Consider the following 15,374-nt stretch of genomic DNA (forward strand, 5'->3'; position numbering starts at 1 on the left):
TCTCCTGTGCTAAGGCTACAGATGTTCGCCGATTCGAGCTGGCGCGCGACCGAGAAGCGGGATCGAGCGCACGTTGTCACACCTAGAGAATGACGAACTCCTTCGTCGTCAAGGTGAGCAACTCCGGCGTGTCCGCACGCGCGACCAGCGTGTCCTCGATGCGGACGCCGCCCCGCCCAGGCAGATACACACCGGGCTCGGCGGTGACCGCCATTCCGGCCTCGATGGTACCCGCTCCGCGTTGGGACAACGCCGGTGCCTCGTGGATCTCCAGTCCCACACCGTGCCCCAGACCGTGCGAGAACCGCTCCCCGTAGCCGGCCTCGGTGATGACGTCACGGGCAGCCGTGTCGGCATCGGCCACCTCGGTTCCGAGGCGGATGGCATCCCGCCCGGCCGCCTGCGCCGTCGCGACGAGCTCGTAGATCTCGCGCTGCCAGTCGGCGGGTCGGCCCAGCACGACCGTGCGGGTCATGTCGGAGTGGTAGCCGTCCACGAGCGCGCCGAAGTCCATCTTGACGAAGTCACCCGGGGCGAGTTCGGCATCGGTCGGGCGGTGGTGCGGCACGGCCGAGTTCGCCCCTGTCGCCACGATCGTCTCGAAGGAGGGGCCTGCCGCACCGTGATCGAGCATCCGGCTCTCCAGCTCGCGCGCCACGGCGAGCTCGGTACGGCCCGGACGCAGCCCACCGTGCTCGATCAGCCCGGCCAACGCGCGATCGGCCGCCGCGCACGCCATGCGCAGTGCCTCGATCTCGCTCTCGTCCTTGATCAGGCGCAGCGTTTCCACCAGGCCGGGGGCGCGGACCAGCTCCACCCCGGGGGCGGTGCGGCTCAGCTCGTCCAGCCCGTCCACCGTGACGTGCTGGCTCTCGAAGCCCACCCGCCGGTAGGTCGCGCTCCGCGACTCGGCGCGCCGGGCCAGCTCGGCGACGCTGGCCCGGTCGATGAGGTGCTCCAGCTCGGGGACCTGCGCGGCGGCCTGCGTCTCGTAGCGACCGTCGGTGCAGAACACCGTGCGGGTCTCGTCGGCCGCGGTGTCGGCCGCGTGCACCAGCAGGGCCGCGTTGGAGCCGGTGAAGCCGGTGAGGTACCTGATGTTGAGCAGGTCGCTCACCAGCATCGCGTCCACCTCGCGGTCGCGCAGGTGGCCCCGAAGGGATTCACGGCGATGTACGTGCGATTCGGGCATGCGGGCAGCTTAGTTCCCGACCGGGAACCGCCGCCCGGGCATGTGGGGTGCGGGCTGTGCCGCGAGTCCACCACTCCGCGTGTGCGCTGCCGCGTGTCGACGGCGGGTGGGTCGCGGAGCCGGTGACGAAAAATCCTCCCGGCTCCGGCGAGGGAGCGGGAGGACGTTTCCGCGTTCGAGGACCAAGCGGCCGGCTGGTCAGCCGAACTCGCCGTCCTTCACACCGGCGACGAACGCCTGCCACTCGACCGGCGTGTAGTAGTGCGCGGGCCCGCTGCGGTCCTTGGTGTCACGCAGCCAGCGACCACCGTCGGCGGCCACGGCCACCTCGACGCAAGCCTGCTGGTCAGTGCTGTAGCTACTCTTGTGGAACTCGGCGTCCGGGGGGAAGTCGAGTGGGTACTCGGTCAAGGAACTACCTCCTTCAAGGTCCGGTAGACGATTGTCCGTGACTCTTCGGGAGGTGCGGCGCGCACCCGGAGGTCATTCATGGCCCGCTCGTACAGCGTGATCTCGTCGGGATCCTCGTAATACCGTCCTTCGACGAGGAGTTCGAGGTAGACCACACCGGGATCACCGACGAACTCGGTGGGAAAACGGAGAATCTGGAAGCTGCCTTGCTGGGCAACGTGTGCACCCGCGTCCAAAGGCAGGATCTGCAATTCGATCCGTGGCTGCCGGGTGCGCTGAACGGACGGGAAGATCCGTGAAGCTCTCAACCGTTCTCGCGTTCCGGCACGGCCCCGCGAGCTACGCGGAAACCGATGTCGTCGAGCTGATTGGTGGGATGGGTGCGGCGGCGCACCGAGGCGCGGCAGCTCCAGTGCTCGTCGAACCAGCCGCCGCCGCGCAGCACCCGGTAGGTGCCGTACACCTCGGGATCGTAGAAGTCCCAGCACCACTCCCAGACGTTGCCGAGCGTGTCGTGCACGCCCCACGGGTTCGGCTGTTTGCTGCCCACCTCGTGCACGTGTTCGTCGGAGTTGTCGCGGTACCAGGCGATCTCGTCGAGCGGTCCGTACCGCGGCCCGGTGGTACCCGCGCGGCAGGCATGTTCCCATTCCGCTTCGGTCGGCAGCCGGTAGCCGTCGGCCGTGGTGTCCCATTCGACGGTGTCGTCCTGCTCGTGCAGGCGGTAGGCGGGCTCGATCCCCCGCAGCCGGGACAGCGCGTTGCAGCAGCGGACGGCGTCCCACCACGAGACGCTTTCCACGGGGAGCTGGTCACCACGTGCCGAGCTGGGCCGCAGTCCGGTGACTTCGGCGTAGCGGGCCTGCGTGATCGGGGTCGCGGCGAGGCTATAAGGAGCCAGATCGACCGACCAGCTTCGCCGCGTCCGGCGATCCGTGAGCACCGCCCGTCCCGGAGGCAGGTCGATCAGCTCGATTTCGGTACCGACAGTCACGGGCGCTCGTTTCGAGGAGTACGTTCGTTCGAAGGTGTCACCCCGCCCGGCGACTGCCGATCCCGCCCCGGTGGGAACGAGCACGGCGATTGGTGAAATCCGATGTGGCGTGGGCGACTGCTGGAGACTACCGGCTCCCGGTACCGGGACGGCAAACCGTTTTCCACCACGCGGTCACCCACGCGAATCGCTTCGGGCGAGGCTCCTAACCGGCCAACCGCTCCCCGCTGTCGGCGGAGAAGACGTGCACCTCGTCGGCGCGGAACCCCACGGTGACCCGCTCCCCCACCTTCGGCGGAGTGCGCGCGTCCAGCCGCACGATGAGCCGTTCCGAATCCCCGGCGCCCTCGCCGCCGTCGACCACGCCGTGGCACAGCGCCTCGGCGCCGAGCTCCTCCACCAGCTCCACTGTCATCGGGATTCCCTCGCCGCCCAGGTGCAGCGCTTCGGGGCGCATCCCGAGCAGCACCGTCCCGGCTCCCTCCTCGGCGGCGGCACGCAGCGCCTCCCGCGACAACGGCACCGTGGCACCGCCGAGTTCGGCGCCGTCCTCGCGCAGCATCGCCCGGGGCAGGTTCATGGCGGGAGATCCGGTGAACCCGGCCACGAACGAGTTAACCGGGTGGTCGTAGAGCGCACGCGGGGTGTCGCACTGCTGCAGCACTCCCTCGTGCAGCACCGCCACCCGATCGCCCATCGTCATCGCCTCCACCTGGTCGTGGGTGACGTAGACGGTGGTGACTCCCAGTCTGCGCTGCAACGCCGCTATCTGGGCACGTGTGGCGGAGCGAAGCTTGGCGTCGAGATTGGACAGTGGCTCGTCCATGAGGAATACCTGCGGCTGGCGCACGATGGCGCGTCCCATCGCGACGCGCTGCCGCTGGCCGCCGGACAGCGCCTTGGGTTTGCGGTCGAGGAACTCCTCGATGTCGAGCAGCCGGGCGGCATCGGTTACCCGCTCCCTGATCTCGGGTTTGCTCATCCCCGCGATCTTCAACGCGAAGCCCATGTTCTCGGCCACCGACATGTGGGGGTAGAGCGCGTAGTTCTGGAAGACCATCGCGATGTCGCGGTCCCGGGGTGCCAGTCGGGTGACCTCACGTGAGCCAATGTGGATGCCGCCCCGATCGACGTCCTCCAACCCGGCCAGCATGCGCAGGCTGGTCGACTTGCCGCAGCCGGACGGGCCGACCAGCACCAGGAACTCGCCGTCGGCGATGTCGAGGTCGAGAGCGTTGACCGCCGGGGTGTCCGCTCCGGGGTAGTGACGGGTCGCGTCGTCGTAGGTGATCGTGGCCATCTCGCACACTCCTCTGCGGGGAGAGTCCGCCCGGTGCTCGGAGGTTCCACCACCCGCGGCCCCGGGCGGTGAATTTCAACCGTGGACGTCCGGGTGCATCCGGTGCAGCGCCGAACGATGTGTCCGTCTGATTCGTGCGCTGTCCGACGCCTCGGGAACCGGCAGCTCCACTTCGGTGTCGACCGCCCATTCCGGCGGTCGGTCGGTGCCCGCCAGCGTCCAGGCGGCCTGCCGCGCCGCGCCGATGGCGACGTACTCGGCGGGGGCCGGAACGGTGACCGGCACGTCGAACACGCGCGGCGCCGCGCGGCGCACGGCCTCGGAACGGGCGGCACCGCCGATGAGCAGCACGCGGCGCACCGGAACGCGCTGTTCCCGCAGCGCGTCCAGCCCGTCGGCCAGGCCGCACAGCATCCCTTCCACCGCTGCGCGGGCCAGGTTCTCGGGGGTCATGTTGTCCCTGCGGAGCCCGTGCAGCGTCCCGGTGGCGTCCGGCAGGTTCGGGGTGCGTTCACCGTCCAGATAGGGCAGCAGCGTCAGCCCGCCCGCGCCGGGCTCGGCCGCGCAGGCGAGCCGGTCGAACCCCGCGCTGTCGGTGTCGAGCAGGTCCGCTGTGGCGGTCAGGACCCGGGCCGCGTTGAGCGTGCACACCAGCGGCAGGAATCTGCCGGTGGCGTCGGCGAACCCGGCGACCGTGCCCTCCGGATCGCTGGTGGCCGTTTCCGAGCAGGCGAACACGGTGCCGCTGGTTCCCAGCGAGACCACCACGTCACCGGGGGTGATGCCGAGGCCGAGCGCAGCGGCCATGTTGTCGCCGGTGCCCGCCGAGACGAGCCTGCCGGACGGTGTGGTCCCGGCCGCCTCCCCCGGGGCGAGCACGCGCGGGGTGTTCGGCGAACGACCGCCGAAGGCACGTGCGAGCAGGTCGTGGCGGTAGCGTTCCTCGCGCGGGGACCAGTAGCCGGTGCCGGAGGCGTCACCGCGATCGGTGACGTACTCCCCTCCGGTGAGCTTGGCCGTGAGCCAGTCGTGCGGCAGCAGCACGTCGCTGACCCGATCGGCCAGCCGCGGCTCGTGCTCGGCCATCCAGCGGAGTTTGGTGATCGTCAGGCTCGCCACGGGCACGGTTCCGGTCAGCTCGGCCGTAGCGGCGGCACCCCCGCACTCGGTGATGAGCTGCTCGGCCGCCTCCGCCGAACGGGTGTCGTTCCAGAGCAGCGCGGGACGCACCACCTCCCCGGCGGAGTCGAGCGCGACCATGCCGTGCTGCTGGGCACCGACGCCGAGGGCCGTCACTCCGTCCAGCAGGCCGTCGGTGGCGTCGCACAGGGCGTCCCACCAGACCGCCGGGTCGATCTCGGTCCCGCCGTGGTGCTCGGCGGTGCCGGTACGCAGGATCTTGCCACTCGCCGCGTCGCAGACCACTACCTTGGTGGACTGGGTGGAGGAGTCGATTCCGGCGACCAGCTCGCCGGAATCGAACGTGGGTTCGTAATCGTCGTTGTTCATCGACTGCCACCCTGCGACTGATGGGTCGAGTTCGGAAGGATCTGGAGTTTGCGACCGGTCCCGGCGCGGAACTTGCGGACCGCGTCCTCGTAGGAGTCCAGCGGGAAGGCGTCGCTGATCATGGTGTCCGCGTCGACCGCGCCGCTGCCCATGAGCTCCACGGCGCGCGAGTAGCTGTGCAGCACGGCCATGCTTCCCACGATGGTGATCTCGTCGTTGTAGACCCGGAAGGGGGAGAACGAGGCGGTGGCCTCGCCCGGGGCGACTCCGAACTGCTGGAAGGTGCCGCCGGGACGAACCCTGCTCAGCCCGTCCTCGATCGCGGCGATGACGCCGGTGCAGTCGATCACGACCTCCCAGCCGTGACGGGGGCTCAACGAGTCGGCCGTGGTCGCCGTGGCGTCGGCACCGAGCTGTTCGGCCACCTTGAGGCGCTCCTCGTTGAGGTCGACGACCGAGACCGAGGTGGCGCCGCCCCTGCGGGCGAGCTGGGCCATCAGCAGACCCATCGTTCCCGCGCCGTAGATCAGGTAGTGCTCACCGAGCTTGCGGGGCAACCGGTCGAAACCGCGCACGGCACAGGAGAGCGGCTCGATGAGCGCGGCCTGGGCGGCGGTCACGCCTTCCGGCAACCGGTGGCAGTTCGCGACGGGAGCCACCGCGTACTCGGCGCAGGCACCGTCGCGGGTGTTGCCGATGGCGTTCCAGTCCTCGCACAGGTTGCCGTGCCCCAGCGAGCAGTAGTGGCAGCTGCCGCAGAACAGCGAGGGGTCCACCGCCACCGCGTCGCCGACCCGCAGCGACGTCACCCCGTGCCCGAGGTCGGCCACCCTGCCGGCGAACTCGTGACCGGGCACGATCGGGTAAGGAGCCGGCGCGAAGTCACCGTCGACGATGTGGATGTCGGTGCCGCAGATACCGCAGGCATCGACCTCGACGACGACCTCACCGGGGCCGGGCTCGGGATCGGGCACCGTGGTGACCGACAGTTTTCCGGGTGTTTCGATAACCGCTGCGCGCACTGGAGTGCCTCGTTTCTCAATCTCGGACGGTGTCGCCGGGGAACTCCGCGGCCGGATCGGCGGGCGTGACCCGCACTTCCGTACCGAATTCCCGGATGGCCGCTATTTCTTCTTCCGGGGTGGCCTCATCGGTGACCACCAGGTCGAATGCCGCGACGGTGCCGTGGGAGTAAGTGGCCGTCTTGCCGAACTTCGAGTGGTCGACGAGCAGCACACAGCGTTCGGCCGCCGCGCACATGGCTTCCTTGATCTCGGCGAAGTCCTGCATCGGGTGGAACAGCCGCCCGTCGGTGATCGCGGTCGCCGACATGACGGCCAGGTCGGCACGCAGCCGGGAGAGCCCGCGCAACACGTCCGGTCCGGTGCAGGAGTCGAACTCGCCCCGGAACCGTCCTCCCAGCAACAGCACTTCGCGTTCGGCTCCCGACAGGGTCCGCGCCACTCCGAACGAGTTGGTCACCACCGTGAGGCTCTCGACCGCGGTAAGCCTGCGGGCGCAGGGGAACAGTGTGCTGGAGTCGTCCAGGATGACGGTGGTGTTCGGGCGTACCTCGTCGACGGCCACCGCCGCCAGGGCCTCCTTCTCCGCGACGTGCAGCCCGACGCGGAACCTGGTCGCCGTCTCCATCGTCAGTGACGGGAAGGACTCCACCCGGCCCCGCAATTTGTGCAGCAGGTGTCGTGCGGCCAGATCGTCGAGATCGCGGTGCATCGTCATGAGACTGACACCGAAGCGCTCGGCCAGCTCGTCTATGCGTGCCCTGCCGCGGTCGGCGACGAACCGCAGGACCTCCTGTCTGCGCTGCTCGACCGCTGCCTCGGACGGGCGGGCCGCTGCCATCTCCCCTCCCTCACTACTTGGTAGGACTGTGTCGAGGCGGTTTGCGTATTTGGTTCCGTGGCGGAACCTCTCGCACGGCTCCCACTGCGGGAGGCCCGACATCGGGTAGCGACCTACACAACGTCGGGCCTTCCTCGCGAGAGCCGCACGGGAGAACCCGCAGCGGTGCCGGCTGCGTAAGTCGGCTGCGCCGCTTGACCGCAGCAGGCGAGAGCGGCCCGGTCGAATCCCGGGTTCGTCTCGTCGGGAAACGACCGTGCGGGTACGCGAGACATGTCCGGAATCATCATTCCTGGGGGCGCACGACCGATTTGACCGCCGTCTCGTCGCGTGCCGAGGCGGTGAGCGCCTCCGGAACCCGGTCCAGCCCGAACCGGTGGGTGACCAGCCTGTCGAGTTCGACCGCACCGGAAGCGGCGAGTGCTATGGCGGTGGGCCAGGTGTTGGCGTAGCGGAAGGTGCCGGTCAGCTCGATCTCCCGGGTCTGCACGTGCGCCAGCGGGATCGGCAGTTCGTCACCGCCGAGTCCGACGAACACGCCGCGCCCCGCGCGGGCGAGCGTGCCGACCGCCTCGGCACCGGCCTTGGGATTGCCGGAGCACTCCAGCAGCACGTCCGGCTCGTAGCCACTGTCGGCCAGCCCGCTCGCACGGACGTCGATCGTCTCGGCCGAGGCCAGTTCGGCGGCCATCCGCAGCCTGCGCTCGGACACGTCGGTGGTCACGATCTCGGTGGCGCCGAAAGCCCGTGCGGTCTGCGCGGCGAGCAGCCCGATCGGCCCCGCTCCGGTCACCAGCACCCGACTGCCGGGCGAGACCCCTGCCTTGCGGCACGCCCACACCGCCACCGAGAGCGGTTCGACGAGTGCGGCGGCCTCGTCGGACATGTCCTCCGGTACCGGGTAGGCGAACTGCTCGTGCAGCGTGACGTACTCGCAGAACGCACCGTCGACGGGCGGGGTTGCGAAGAACCGCACCTCGGGGCACAGGTTGTAGCGCCCCGATCTGCACTCGTGGCAACTGCCGCAGGGAATGCCCGGTTCCAGCGACACCCGGGTTCCGGGAGCGTGCCCGGTCACCTCGGAGCCGCGGGCGACGACCGTGCCGGACGCCTCGTGCCCGAGGATCAGGGGCTCGCGGACCACGAACCCACCGACCCGGCCGTGTTCGTAGTAGTGGGTGTCGGAACCGCACGTCCCCACCGCGGCCACCCGTACCAGCACCTCGTGCGGGCCGGGTTCCGGCACGGGGCGGTCCTCGACGGCGATGTCGCCGACCGCGCGCAGCACGGAAGCGCGCATCGATGTCGGAAGTTCGTTCATTCTCCGGTCACTGCTCCCAGTGTCAGGCCGGTGACCAACCACCGGCGAACTGCCAGTCCCGCCAGCATCATCGGCACCACGACGAACGTGCCGATGGCGCACAGCTGTCCCCAGTCGATACCGGACTGCGTGACCAGCTGGCTGGCGGCTATCGGTAACGTCTGTGAGTGCGGGCCGCTGAACACGAGGGCGAACGCGTAGTCGTTCCAGGCGAACACCAGGCAGAGCACGAAGGTGGTCACCAGCCCGGACTTGGTCAGCGGCAACACCACGTGCCGGAAAGCCTGCCAGTTGGTGCATCCCTCCACTCTGGCCGACTCCTCCAGTGCTCGCGGGACATCGGCGAAGAAGGCGCTCAGCAGCCAGATGGCGAAGGGCAGGTTGAAGGTCAGGTAGGCCAGTATCAGCCCCGGGACGGTGTCGATCAGCCCGACCTGGCGGAACATCAGGAACAGCGGAAGCACCACCGCGGCGATGGGCGCCATCCTGGTCGAGATGATCCAGAACGACAGGTGCTTCTTGCCCCGCATCCCGCTGCGCGCGAGCCCGTAACCGGCCAGCGCTCCCAGGATCACCGAGAGCACCGCGGAGCCCCCGGCGGCGGCGACGCTGTGCCACAGGTAGGGCGCCAGTTCGTTGCCGCCGGTGAACAGCCCGGTGTAGTGCCGCAGGGTCGGGTCGAACAGCCAGCGCGGTTCGGCGGAGTTGATGGCCTCGCTCGGCTTGAGCGAGGACAGCACCATCCAGACCAGCGGGACGAGGGTCCACAGCAGTGCCAGGGCCAGGGCGATGCCGATCACGATCCTGGTTCCGGTACCGGTTCGTTCCAGCGGACTCAGTCGTGAACCGCGGGTGCCCGCGGGTCCGCCACGGTTGTCGTCCGTTCCCCCGCCGGGGGCCGATGCGGCGCGGGAGTCCGCGGTGTCGACCACGCTGCTCATCGGGCGAGCCCCTTCCTGTCCAACATGCGTACGAACGTTCGGGCGATCACGATGGAGGCCAGCAGCATGGCGAGCCCGATGACGGCGGCGTAGCCGAAGTCGAAGAACCGGAAGGCCGTCTCGTACAGCCGGACCGGAACTATCTTCGTGGCGTTGGCGGGTCCACCGTTGGTGGTGACCCAGATGATGTCGAAGTAGCGGATCGCGTCCATCGCCCTGATCAGCAGGGCCACCAGCAACACGTTGGAGATCGAGGGCAGCACGATGTGGCGCAGCGTCTGCCACCGTCCGGCCCCGTCGAGCGCCGCCGCCTCCCGCAGCGGAAGCGGCACCGAGGTGAGCCCCGCGAGCGTGATCAACGCGATCAGCGGTGTCCACTCCCAGACGTCCATGGCCACCACGGCCGCGAACGCGGAGAAGGTTCCGCCGAGCACGTCCCCGCCGTAACCGAGCTGTTCCAGCAGCCAGCTGTAGAGACCGATCGTCGGATCGACGAGGAACCTGCCGAGCAGACCGACGAGCACCGGGGCGACGAACATGGGCAGCAGCAACATGCTCAGCACCAGGTTCCGGCCACGGATCAGGCGCCACACGCACAGCGCGAGCAGCACGCCGAGCACCATCTCCAGTCCCAGGGTCAGCACGAAGTACAGCGCGGTTCGCAGCCAGAACCAGCCCATCTCGGGGTCGGTGAAGAACCGCGCCCAGTTGCTCAGCCCGGCGAAGTCCAGGCTCAGCCCGCCGAGCAGATGAACCTCGGAGAAGCTCATCACGACGATGGTGACGAACGGCAGCACCGTCAGCGCGGCGAGCAGCGCGATCCCGGGTGCCATCATGCGCCCGGTGAATCCGATGCGGCGCCGTGGCGGCGCGGGCTCCGCCGGGCGGGCCGCCGTGGTGGGTGATTCGGTGTCGGTGGTCATCGCGCTGCCACCCACCCTCTGGAGACGATGCGGTCCACCTGCTCGGTCGTGTCGCGCATGGCTTGGGCCGAGGTGGCGTCACCGGCCAGCATCCGGGACAGCTCGGTGTAGATGGCGGTGTCGCACTCGCTCCACATCGGGATCTTCGGCCGCATGCCCGAGTACTCCGGTTGCCACGCCCGCCGCACCGCCGGAGCCGTGAGCATGGTGGGCATGTCGGTGGGCCGCTGCTGGGCAGCGCGTACTTCCGGCAGCTGGTAGATGGAACTCAGGGTGGGGGTGGCCCCACCGACCTCGCCGGTGAGGTTGCGCAGCTGGGTCCGCCGGGAGGTCGCCCAGTTCAGGAACAACCAGGCGGCCTTGCGTTCGTTGGGGGCGGTGTTGCCGTTGACGGCGATACCCGCGCCGCCGTACATGTTGGCGGACTTGACCGGACCGCTCGGCAGGGCCGCGTAGCCCACCTTGCCGGGCAGCGCTCGTTCGTTGTCGGCGGCGAACTCGTGCCAGTTCGGACACATCGCCACCCTGCCCGCCGCGAAGGCGGCGCCCACACCGGTCCAGTCCCAGGTCCGTGAGGCCGGGTCGGCGACCGAGAGCAGGCGCCGGTAGAACTCCGCGGCCTCCAGTGCGGCATCGGAGTCCAGTTGGCAGGGCCCGGGGTCGACGGCGCCGTAGCGCCCGACCCGTTCCCCGTCGGGAAAGTACTGCCCGCCGTGGGCGAACAGCACGTTGGAGAAGTCGCACATCAGCGAGTCGTGCTGTTTGGCCTGGTGTCCGGTGCCGTAGGCGACCTCGTCGACGTTGTCGTTGAACCACTCGGCTATGCGGAAGTACTCCTCCCAGGTCCGTTGCGGTCCGGGGGTGGGATCGAATCCCAGATCGGCTGCCATGCGGTCGTGGTAGGTCTCGAACAGATCCTTTCGGTACTGCCAGATCATCGTGGCGCAGTCGTAGGGCAGCGCCAGGACTCGTTCCCCGTCGCCGAAGCGCCCGGAAACGTCCATCTGCAGCGGAACGAACTCGTCGAACCGCGAGGTGTCTCCGGGCAGTGACGGATCTCCCGCGGGTTCCCGCAGATCGACCAGCCCCTCGGCGTAGGGCGCGAGCACCTGGTAGGAGTCGGCGTAGAGCACCTGGTACTGCGACTGGCCGGAAGCCAGGTCCAGCGCCACCTTCTGCACGAGGGCGGACAGTTCCAGGGTCACGATGTTGATGTGGATACCGGTCAGCTCGGTGAAGCGCTGCGCGTCGGCGGCGATGGCGCTGGTGGGTGCCGTGTTCTCCGAGACGAAGTTCAGGGTGCATCCGGCGAACTGCCGCCAGGGATCGGCCGTGTCGCGGCGTCGCACGTCCTGTCGAGTGGAACAACCACTCAGCACACCGCCACCGGCTATGGCGGCCCCTCCGGCGAGTGTTCCCGTCAGCAGACGTCTTCTGCTGACGGCCGCTGGTTTCGGATCGACCATGGGCTCTCCCGCTACTCACCCGTCCGTGTGACTGGAGTCATTCTTAGCAGAGAGAACCCATCTTGTTAACACTTTCTGCGGTATCTATTGGCAGACAGTTCTCCCAGCAGCTCTTGATCACCGGAAAGAGACCCGCACTCCCGCGGCCGTCCCGAGCGGCGGCGAAAGGCCGGGTTGATCGAGGAGCCGGGGTCCGGATCATGGGCCGCCTGCCGCTTCGACGGCGGATGCGGACACGGGTTCCCTGCTGTACGTAAAGTGCGGGTTCGGCTAGCGGGAGGAGGGTTGATCGGCCAGCGGGCCGGGTAGCGCGCCGGTCACGAGCACCTTCGCGGCCGCACGAGCGGCAGCCACGGCCGAGTCGTCATTCGCGACGGCGTAGCTGATGACGGCACCTTCGTGCAGGCTCAGCAGCTGCGTGGCGAGCGCCTCGACGTCGTTCCCGTCAGCCGCGCCCGCCTCGGTGAGCAGGTCGCGAAACAGGGCGCGTAACCACGTCTTCTCCGCGACGGCGATTCGCCTGCCGGGATGATCGGCGTCGGGCAGCTCGGCGAAGGCGTTGCTGAAGCCGCAGCCTCGAGTACTCGGCGCGAGCCATTCCGGGAGAGCGTCGAACGGCACCAGCACGCGGGCCACCGGGTCGGGCGGCGCGTCGCGGAGGCGAGCGGTGACCGTGTCGCGCCAACGCCGGTCCCGGGCCTCCAGATAGGCGGCGACGAGGTTGTCCTTCGAACCGAACCGGTCGTAGAGGGTCCGCTTGGTCACGCCGGATTCGGCGGCGATGGTGTCCACCCCGACGGCGTTGATGCCGCGCCAGTAGAACAGCTCCGAGGCGACGTCGAGGATCCGCCGCGCGCCGGGCGTCAACGATTGTTCCGAGTGCGTGCCAGTGCTCATCGTCACCCCAATTGACTTCACAGACCTGTGTACCTATAGTCGTACCGGCAACTTCACAGATCAGTGTAGGAGATACAGCGATGACCTGGTCACTGGACAACGAGTTCGAAACACCGGGCGGAATGATCCGGTGGACGGCACTGGGAAGCGGGGAGCCACTCGTGCTCGTGCACGGCACCCCGTACTCGTCCTTCCTCTGGCGCGACCTCGCGCCCGCACTAGCCCGAACGCGGCGGGTCTACGCATTCGACCTGCTCGGCTTCGGCCGGTCCGAGCAACGCGAGGGACAGGACCTCAGCCTGGCCGCGCACGCCCGGAACCTGGCCCGGCTCCTCGAGCATTGGGAACTGTCGAGCCCCAGTGTCGTGGCGCACGACATCGGTGGCGCGGTCACGTTGCGCAGCATGCTGCTGGAAGGGGCGAACTTCCGAGATCTCACACTGTTCGACGCCGTGAGCGGTGGCAAGTGGGAACGCGGACTGTTCCAGCTCATCCTGGAACACGCCGAGGTGTTCCATCGGCTTCCGGGCTACGCCCACCGGGAGGTGGTCGCCGGTCACATGCGCCACGCCACGAACCTCGGCTACCCGCCCGCGGTCCTCGACGCGTTCCTGGACCCCTGGCGCGGCGAAACCGGACAGGCCGCCTTCTACCGCCAGTACAGCCAGATCAAGCAGGAGCACACGGCGGCCTACGAGCACTTGCTCGGCGAGATCACCATCCCGACGCGCCTGATCTGGGGCACCGAGGACCGCATCCTCCCGCCGCACTACGCGCGGTGGCTGCACGAGCGGATCCCGCACTCCGAGCTGCACTGGGTCGAAGGCGCGGGCCACGTGCTGCAGGAAGACGCACCGGCACAGCTGCTGGCCCAGCTCACCTCGCCCTTCGACAGCCCCTCGAACACCGCCGCGACCGCCGAGGAGGAACAGGACTCGAGCCGGCCGTAGCCCCGGGTGTGCCCACGTTCGACGTGCCCGGTGGTCACACCGGTCGAGCTTCCGTTCAGGTCGTGGTGTCGGCCAACCAGCGCAGCGCGAGCGCGTAACCGCGCACCCCGAGCCCCACCAGCACACCGGTCGCTATGTCGGAGATGTAGCTGTGTCCCCGGAACGACTCACGATTGTGCACATTGGACAGGTGCACTTCCAGTAACGGCGCGCGCAGCTGGGCGCAGGCGTCCCGCACGGCGATCGAGTAGTGCGTCCAGGCGGCGGCGTTGAGCACGACGGGACGCCGCGAATCGGCGGCCTCGTGCAGCCACCCGACCATCTCGCCCTCGTGGTCGGTCTGGCGCACCTCCGCCTCGATGCCGAGCTCGGCGGCCGTACTCCGGCACAGCTCGACGAGGTCGGCATAGGTGTCGTGACCGTACTTGTCCGGCTCACGGGTACCGAGTCGTCCCAGATTGGGGCCGTTGAGCACCAGCACGTTCAAAGCAGAACCTCTTGCCCCGACTTGGCGCCGCCCTCGGCGAGCGCGGAGTAGGCCGCCGCCAGCAACGACGGGTCCGGCCCTTCCAGCCTGCCCGGCTTGGCCAAACCGTCCAGCACCACGAAGCGCAGCACTCCAGTGCGGGTCTTCTTGTCGGTGCGCATCAGTTCGAGCAGGTCGTTGAGGGCATCCGCGTCGTAGGAGACCGGCAGCCCCAGCCGGTCCAGCACGGCACGGTGCCGATCGGCGGTCTCGTCGTCGAGACGGCCCGCCAGTCGCGCCAGCTCGGCGGCGAAGACCAGCCCGATGCTCACGGCCGCACCGTGGCGCCAGCGGTACCGCTCCCGGCGCTCGATGGCGTGACCGAGGGTGTGCCCGTAGTTGAGGATCTCGCGGTGGTGGGACTCGCGCAGGTCGGCACCGACGACAGCGGCCTTGACCCGCACCGCACGCACGACCAGCTCGGCCAGCGCGTCGCCCGCCGGGTCCAGCGCGGCGTCGGTGTCGGTCTCGATGAGCCGCAGGATCTCGGGATCGTCGATGAAACCGCACTTGACGACCTCGGCCATCCCCGCGATCAGCTCGTTGCGGTTCAGTTCATCCAGTGTGGCCAGGTCCGCGAACACCCGGGACGGCTCGTGGAATACCCCGACGAGGTTCTTGCCCGCATCGGTGTTGATCCCGGCCTTACCACCCACCGCGGCGTCGACCATGCCCAACAGCGTGGTCGGCACGTGCACCACCCGGACACCCCGCATCCAGGTGGCCGCGACGAAGCCCGCCAGATCCGTGACCGCGCCACCACCGATGGAAACGACGACACCGCCGCGGTCCATGCCGATCTTGCCGAACACGTCCCAGCAGAAGCCGGCCACGGCGAAGGTCTTGCCGTCCTCGGCGTCGGGAAGTTCCACCCGGTGGGCGTCCACCCCGGCCTCGCTCAGCTCCTCCCGAATGGTCTCCACCGTCGTGGTGAGCGTGGGTTGGTGCAGCAGCGCGACAACCGAGGCGTCGCCGAGGAACTCGACGAGCTCACCGAGAAGTCCGCGTCCGACCAGCACATCGTAGGGCTTCTCGGCATTGACGGGGATTCGCTCGGGCTCGCTCATCGTGTCCTCTCGCT

Annotated in this window: 16 protein-coding genes; 1 reads left to right on the forward strand and 15 read right to left on the reverse strand. The window is 68.9% G+C overall.

Going from position 1 to position 15,374, the window contains the following annotated elements; all coding sequences use genetic code 11:
- Positions 1-82: 82 nt before the first annotated feature.
- From BM394_RS21280 to BM394_RS21340, 13 genes are all read right to left on the reverse strand, one after another.
- Positions 83-1,192 (reverse strand): M24 family metallopeptidase, encoded by a 1,110-nt coding sequence (locus tag BM394_RS21280; protein WP_092981384.1) that lies wholly within the window; start codon positions 1,190-1,192, stop codon positions 83-85.
- Between the two features lie 198 nt (positions 1,193-1,390).
- Positions 1,391-1,603: a DUF397 domain-containing protein gene (locus BM394_RS21285; protein WP_092981386.1), complete on the reverse strand. Its 213-nt coding sequence runs from the start codon at positions 1,601-1,603 to the stop codon at positions 1,391-1,393.
- Entirely contained in the window at positions 1,600-1,911 is a 312-nt protein-coding gene (locus BM394_RS21290) for a Scr1 family TA system antitoxin-like transcriptional regulator (RefSeq protein ID WP_092981388.1), read from the reverse strand. The genes BM394_RS21285 and BM394_RS21290 overlap by 4 nt, the downstream gene beginning before the upstream one ends.
- Positions 1,908-2,597: a formylglycine-generating enzyme family protein gene (locus BM394_RS21295; RefSeq protein WP_092981545.1), complete on the reverse strand. Its 690-nt coding sequence runs from the start codon at positions 2,595-2,597 to the stop codon at positions 1,908-1,910. The genes BM394_RS21290 and BM394_RS21295 overlap by 4 nt, the downstream gene beginning before the upstream one ends.
- Before the next feature lie 205 nt (positions 2,598-2,802).
- The gene (locus tag BM394_RS21300; protein ID WP_092981390.1) at positions 2,803-3,897 is read right to left on the reverse strand and encodes an ABC transporter ATP-binding protein; all 1,095 of its coding nucleotides are present in this window, start codon (positions 3,895-3,897) and stop codon (positions 2,803-2,805) included.
- A 75-nt stretch (positions 3,898-3,972) separates the two neighbouring features.
- Positions 3,973-5,406 (reverse strand): xylulokinase, encoded by a 1,434-nt coding sequence (gene xylB / locus BM394_RS21305; RefSeq protein ID WP_092981392.1) that lies wholly within the window; start codon positions 5,404-5,406, stop codon positions 3,973-3,975.
- On the reverse strand, positions 5,403-6,428 hold the full coding sequence (locus tag BM394_RS21310) for a zinc-dependent alcohol dehydrogenase family protein (protein ID WP_092981394.1): 1,026 nt from the start codon (positions 6,426-6,428) through the stop codon (positions 5,403-5,405). Before BM394_RS21310 ends, xylB begins: the two co-directional genes overlap by 4 nt.
- A gap of 16 nt (positions 6,429-6,444) precedes the next feature.
- The gene (locus BM394_RS21315) at positions 6,445-7,269 is read right to left on the reverse strand and encodes a DeoR/GlpR family DNA-binding transcription regulator (protein ID WP_092981396.1); all 825 of its coding nucleotides are present in this window, start codon (positions 7,267-7,269) and stop codon (positions 6,445-6,447) included.
- 286 nt (positions 7,270-7,555) lie between these two features.
- On the reverse strand, positions 7,556-8,590 hold the full coding sequence (locus tag BM394_RS21320) for an NAD(P)-dependent alcohol dehydrogenase (protein ID WP_245780365.1): 1,035 nt from the start codon (positions 8,588-8,590) through the stop codon (positions 7,556-7,558).
- A complete protein-coding gene (locus BM394_RS21325; protein WP_092981398.1) occupies positions 8,587-9,531 on the reverse strand; it encodes a carbohydrate ABC transporter permease in 945 nt (314 codons plus the stop codon). Before BM394_RS21325 ends, BM394_RS21320 begins: the two co-directional genes overlap by 4 nt.
- Positions 9,528-10,454, reverse strand: coding sequence for a carbohydrate ABC transporter permease (locus tag BM394_RS21330; protein ID WP_092981552.1), 927 nt, complete (start codon positions 10,452-10,454; stop codon positions 9,528-9,530). The genes BM394_RS21325 and BM394_RS21330 overlap by 4 nt, the downstream gene beginning before the upstream one ends.
- Positions 10,451-11,920 carry an extracellular solute-binding protein gene (locus tag BM394_RS21335; RefSeq protein ID WP_092981400.1) on the reverse strand — a complete coding sequence of 490 codons (1,470 nt, stop codon included), beginning with the start codon at positions 11,918-11,920 and terminating at the stop codon, positions 10,451-10,453. Before BM394_RS21335 ends, BM394_RS21330 begins: the two co-directional genes overlap by 4 nt.
- Before the next feature lie 270 nt (positions 11,921-12,190).
- On the reverse strand, positions 12,191-12,817 hold the full coding sequence (locus tag BM394_RS21340; protein ID WP_092981402.1) for a TetR/AcrR family transcriptional regulator: 627 nt from the start codon (positions 12,815-12,817) through the stop codon (positions 12,191-12,193).
- 80 nt (positions 12,818-12,897) lie between these two features.
- Here BM394_RS21340 and BM394_RS21345 point away from each other — a divergent pair, with 80 nt between their 5' ends.
- Positions 12,898-13,767: an alpha/beta fold hydrolase gene (locus BM394_RS21345; RefSeq protein WP_092981404.1), complete on the forward strand. Its 870-nt coding sequence runs from the start codon at positions 12,898-12,900 to the stop codon at positions 13,765-13,767.
- 55 nt (positions 13,768-13,822) lie between these two features.
- Here BM394_RS21345 and aroQ read toward each other — a convergent pair whose 3' ends face one another.
- Together aroQ and aroB are read right to left on the reverse strand one after the other, a co-directional pair.
- Complete coding sequence (aroQ, locus tag BM394_RS21350; RefSeq protein WP_092981406.1) at positions 13,823-14,254, reverse strand: type II 3-dehydroquinate dehydratase; 432 nt, start codon at positions 14,252-14,254, stop codon at positions 13,823-13,825.
- Positions 14,251-15,360, reverse strand: a complete 1,110-nt coding sequence (gene aroB, locus BM394_RS21355) for a 3-dehydroquinate synthase (protein ID WP_092981408.1) — start codon at positions 15,358-15,360, stop codon at positions 14,251-14,253. The genes aroQ and aroB overlap by 4 nt, the downstream gene beginning before the upstream one ends.
- Positions 15,361-15,374 lie beyond the last annotated feature (14 nt).

Source organism: Actinopolyspora lacussalsi subsp. righensis, from assembly GCF_900116555.1.
GTDB classification, from domain to species: domain Bacteria; phylum Actinomycetota; class Actinomycetes; order Mycobacteriales; family Pseudonocardiaceae; genus Actinopolyspora; species Actinopolyspora lacussalsi.

What these genes read in the sequence shown, in the direction of transcription:
- BM394_RS21280 (WP_092981384.1), bottom strand. Translation starts at nt 1,192, where the DNA reads ATGCCCGAATCGCACGTACATCGCCGTGAATCCCTTCGGGGCCACCTG.
- BM394_RS21300 (WP_092981390.1), bottom strand. Translation starts at nt 3,897, where the DNA reads ATGGCCACGATCACCTACGACGACGCGACCCGTCACTACCCCGGAGCG.
- xylB (WP_092981392.1), bottom strand. Translation starts at nt 5,406, where the DNA reads ATGAACAACGACGATTACGAACCCACGTTCGATTCCGGCGAGCTGGTC.
- BM394_RS21315 (WP_092981396.1), bottom strand. Translation starts at nt 7,269, where the DNA reads ATGGCAGCGGCCCGCCCGTCCGAGGCAGCGGTCGAGCAGCGCAGACAG.
- BM394_RS21320 (WP_245780365.1), bottom strand. Translation starts at nt 8,590, where the DNA reads ATGAACGAACTTCCGACATCGATGCGCGCTTCCGTGCTGCGCGCGGTC.
- BM394_RS21325 (WP_092981398.1), bottom strand. Translation starts at nt 9,531, where the DNA reads ATGAGCAGCGTGGTCGACACCGCGGACTCCCGCGCCGCATCGGCCCCC.
- BM394_RS21330 (WP_092981552.1), bottom strand. Translation starts at nt 10,454, where the DNA reads ATGACCACCGACACCGAATCACCCACCACGGCGGCCCGCCCGGCGGAG.
- BM394_RS21335 (WP_092981400.1), bottom strand. Translation starts at nt 11,920, where the DNA reads ATGGTCGATCCGAAACCAGCGGCCGTCAGCAGAAGACGTCTGCTGACG.
- BM394_RS21340 (WP_092981402.1), bottom strand. Translation starts at nt 12,817, where the DNA reads ATGAGCACTGGCACGCACTCGGAACAATCGTTGACGCCCGGCGCGCGG.
- BM394_RS21345 (WP_092981404.1), top strand. Translation starts at nt 12,898, where the DNA reads ATGACCTGGTCACTGGACAACGAGTTCGAAACACCGGGCGGAATGATC.
- aroB (WP_092981408.1), bottom strand. Translation starts at nt 15,360, where the DNA reads ATGAGCGAGCCCGAGCGAATCCCCGTCAATGCCGAGAAGCCCTACGAT.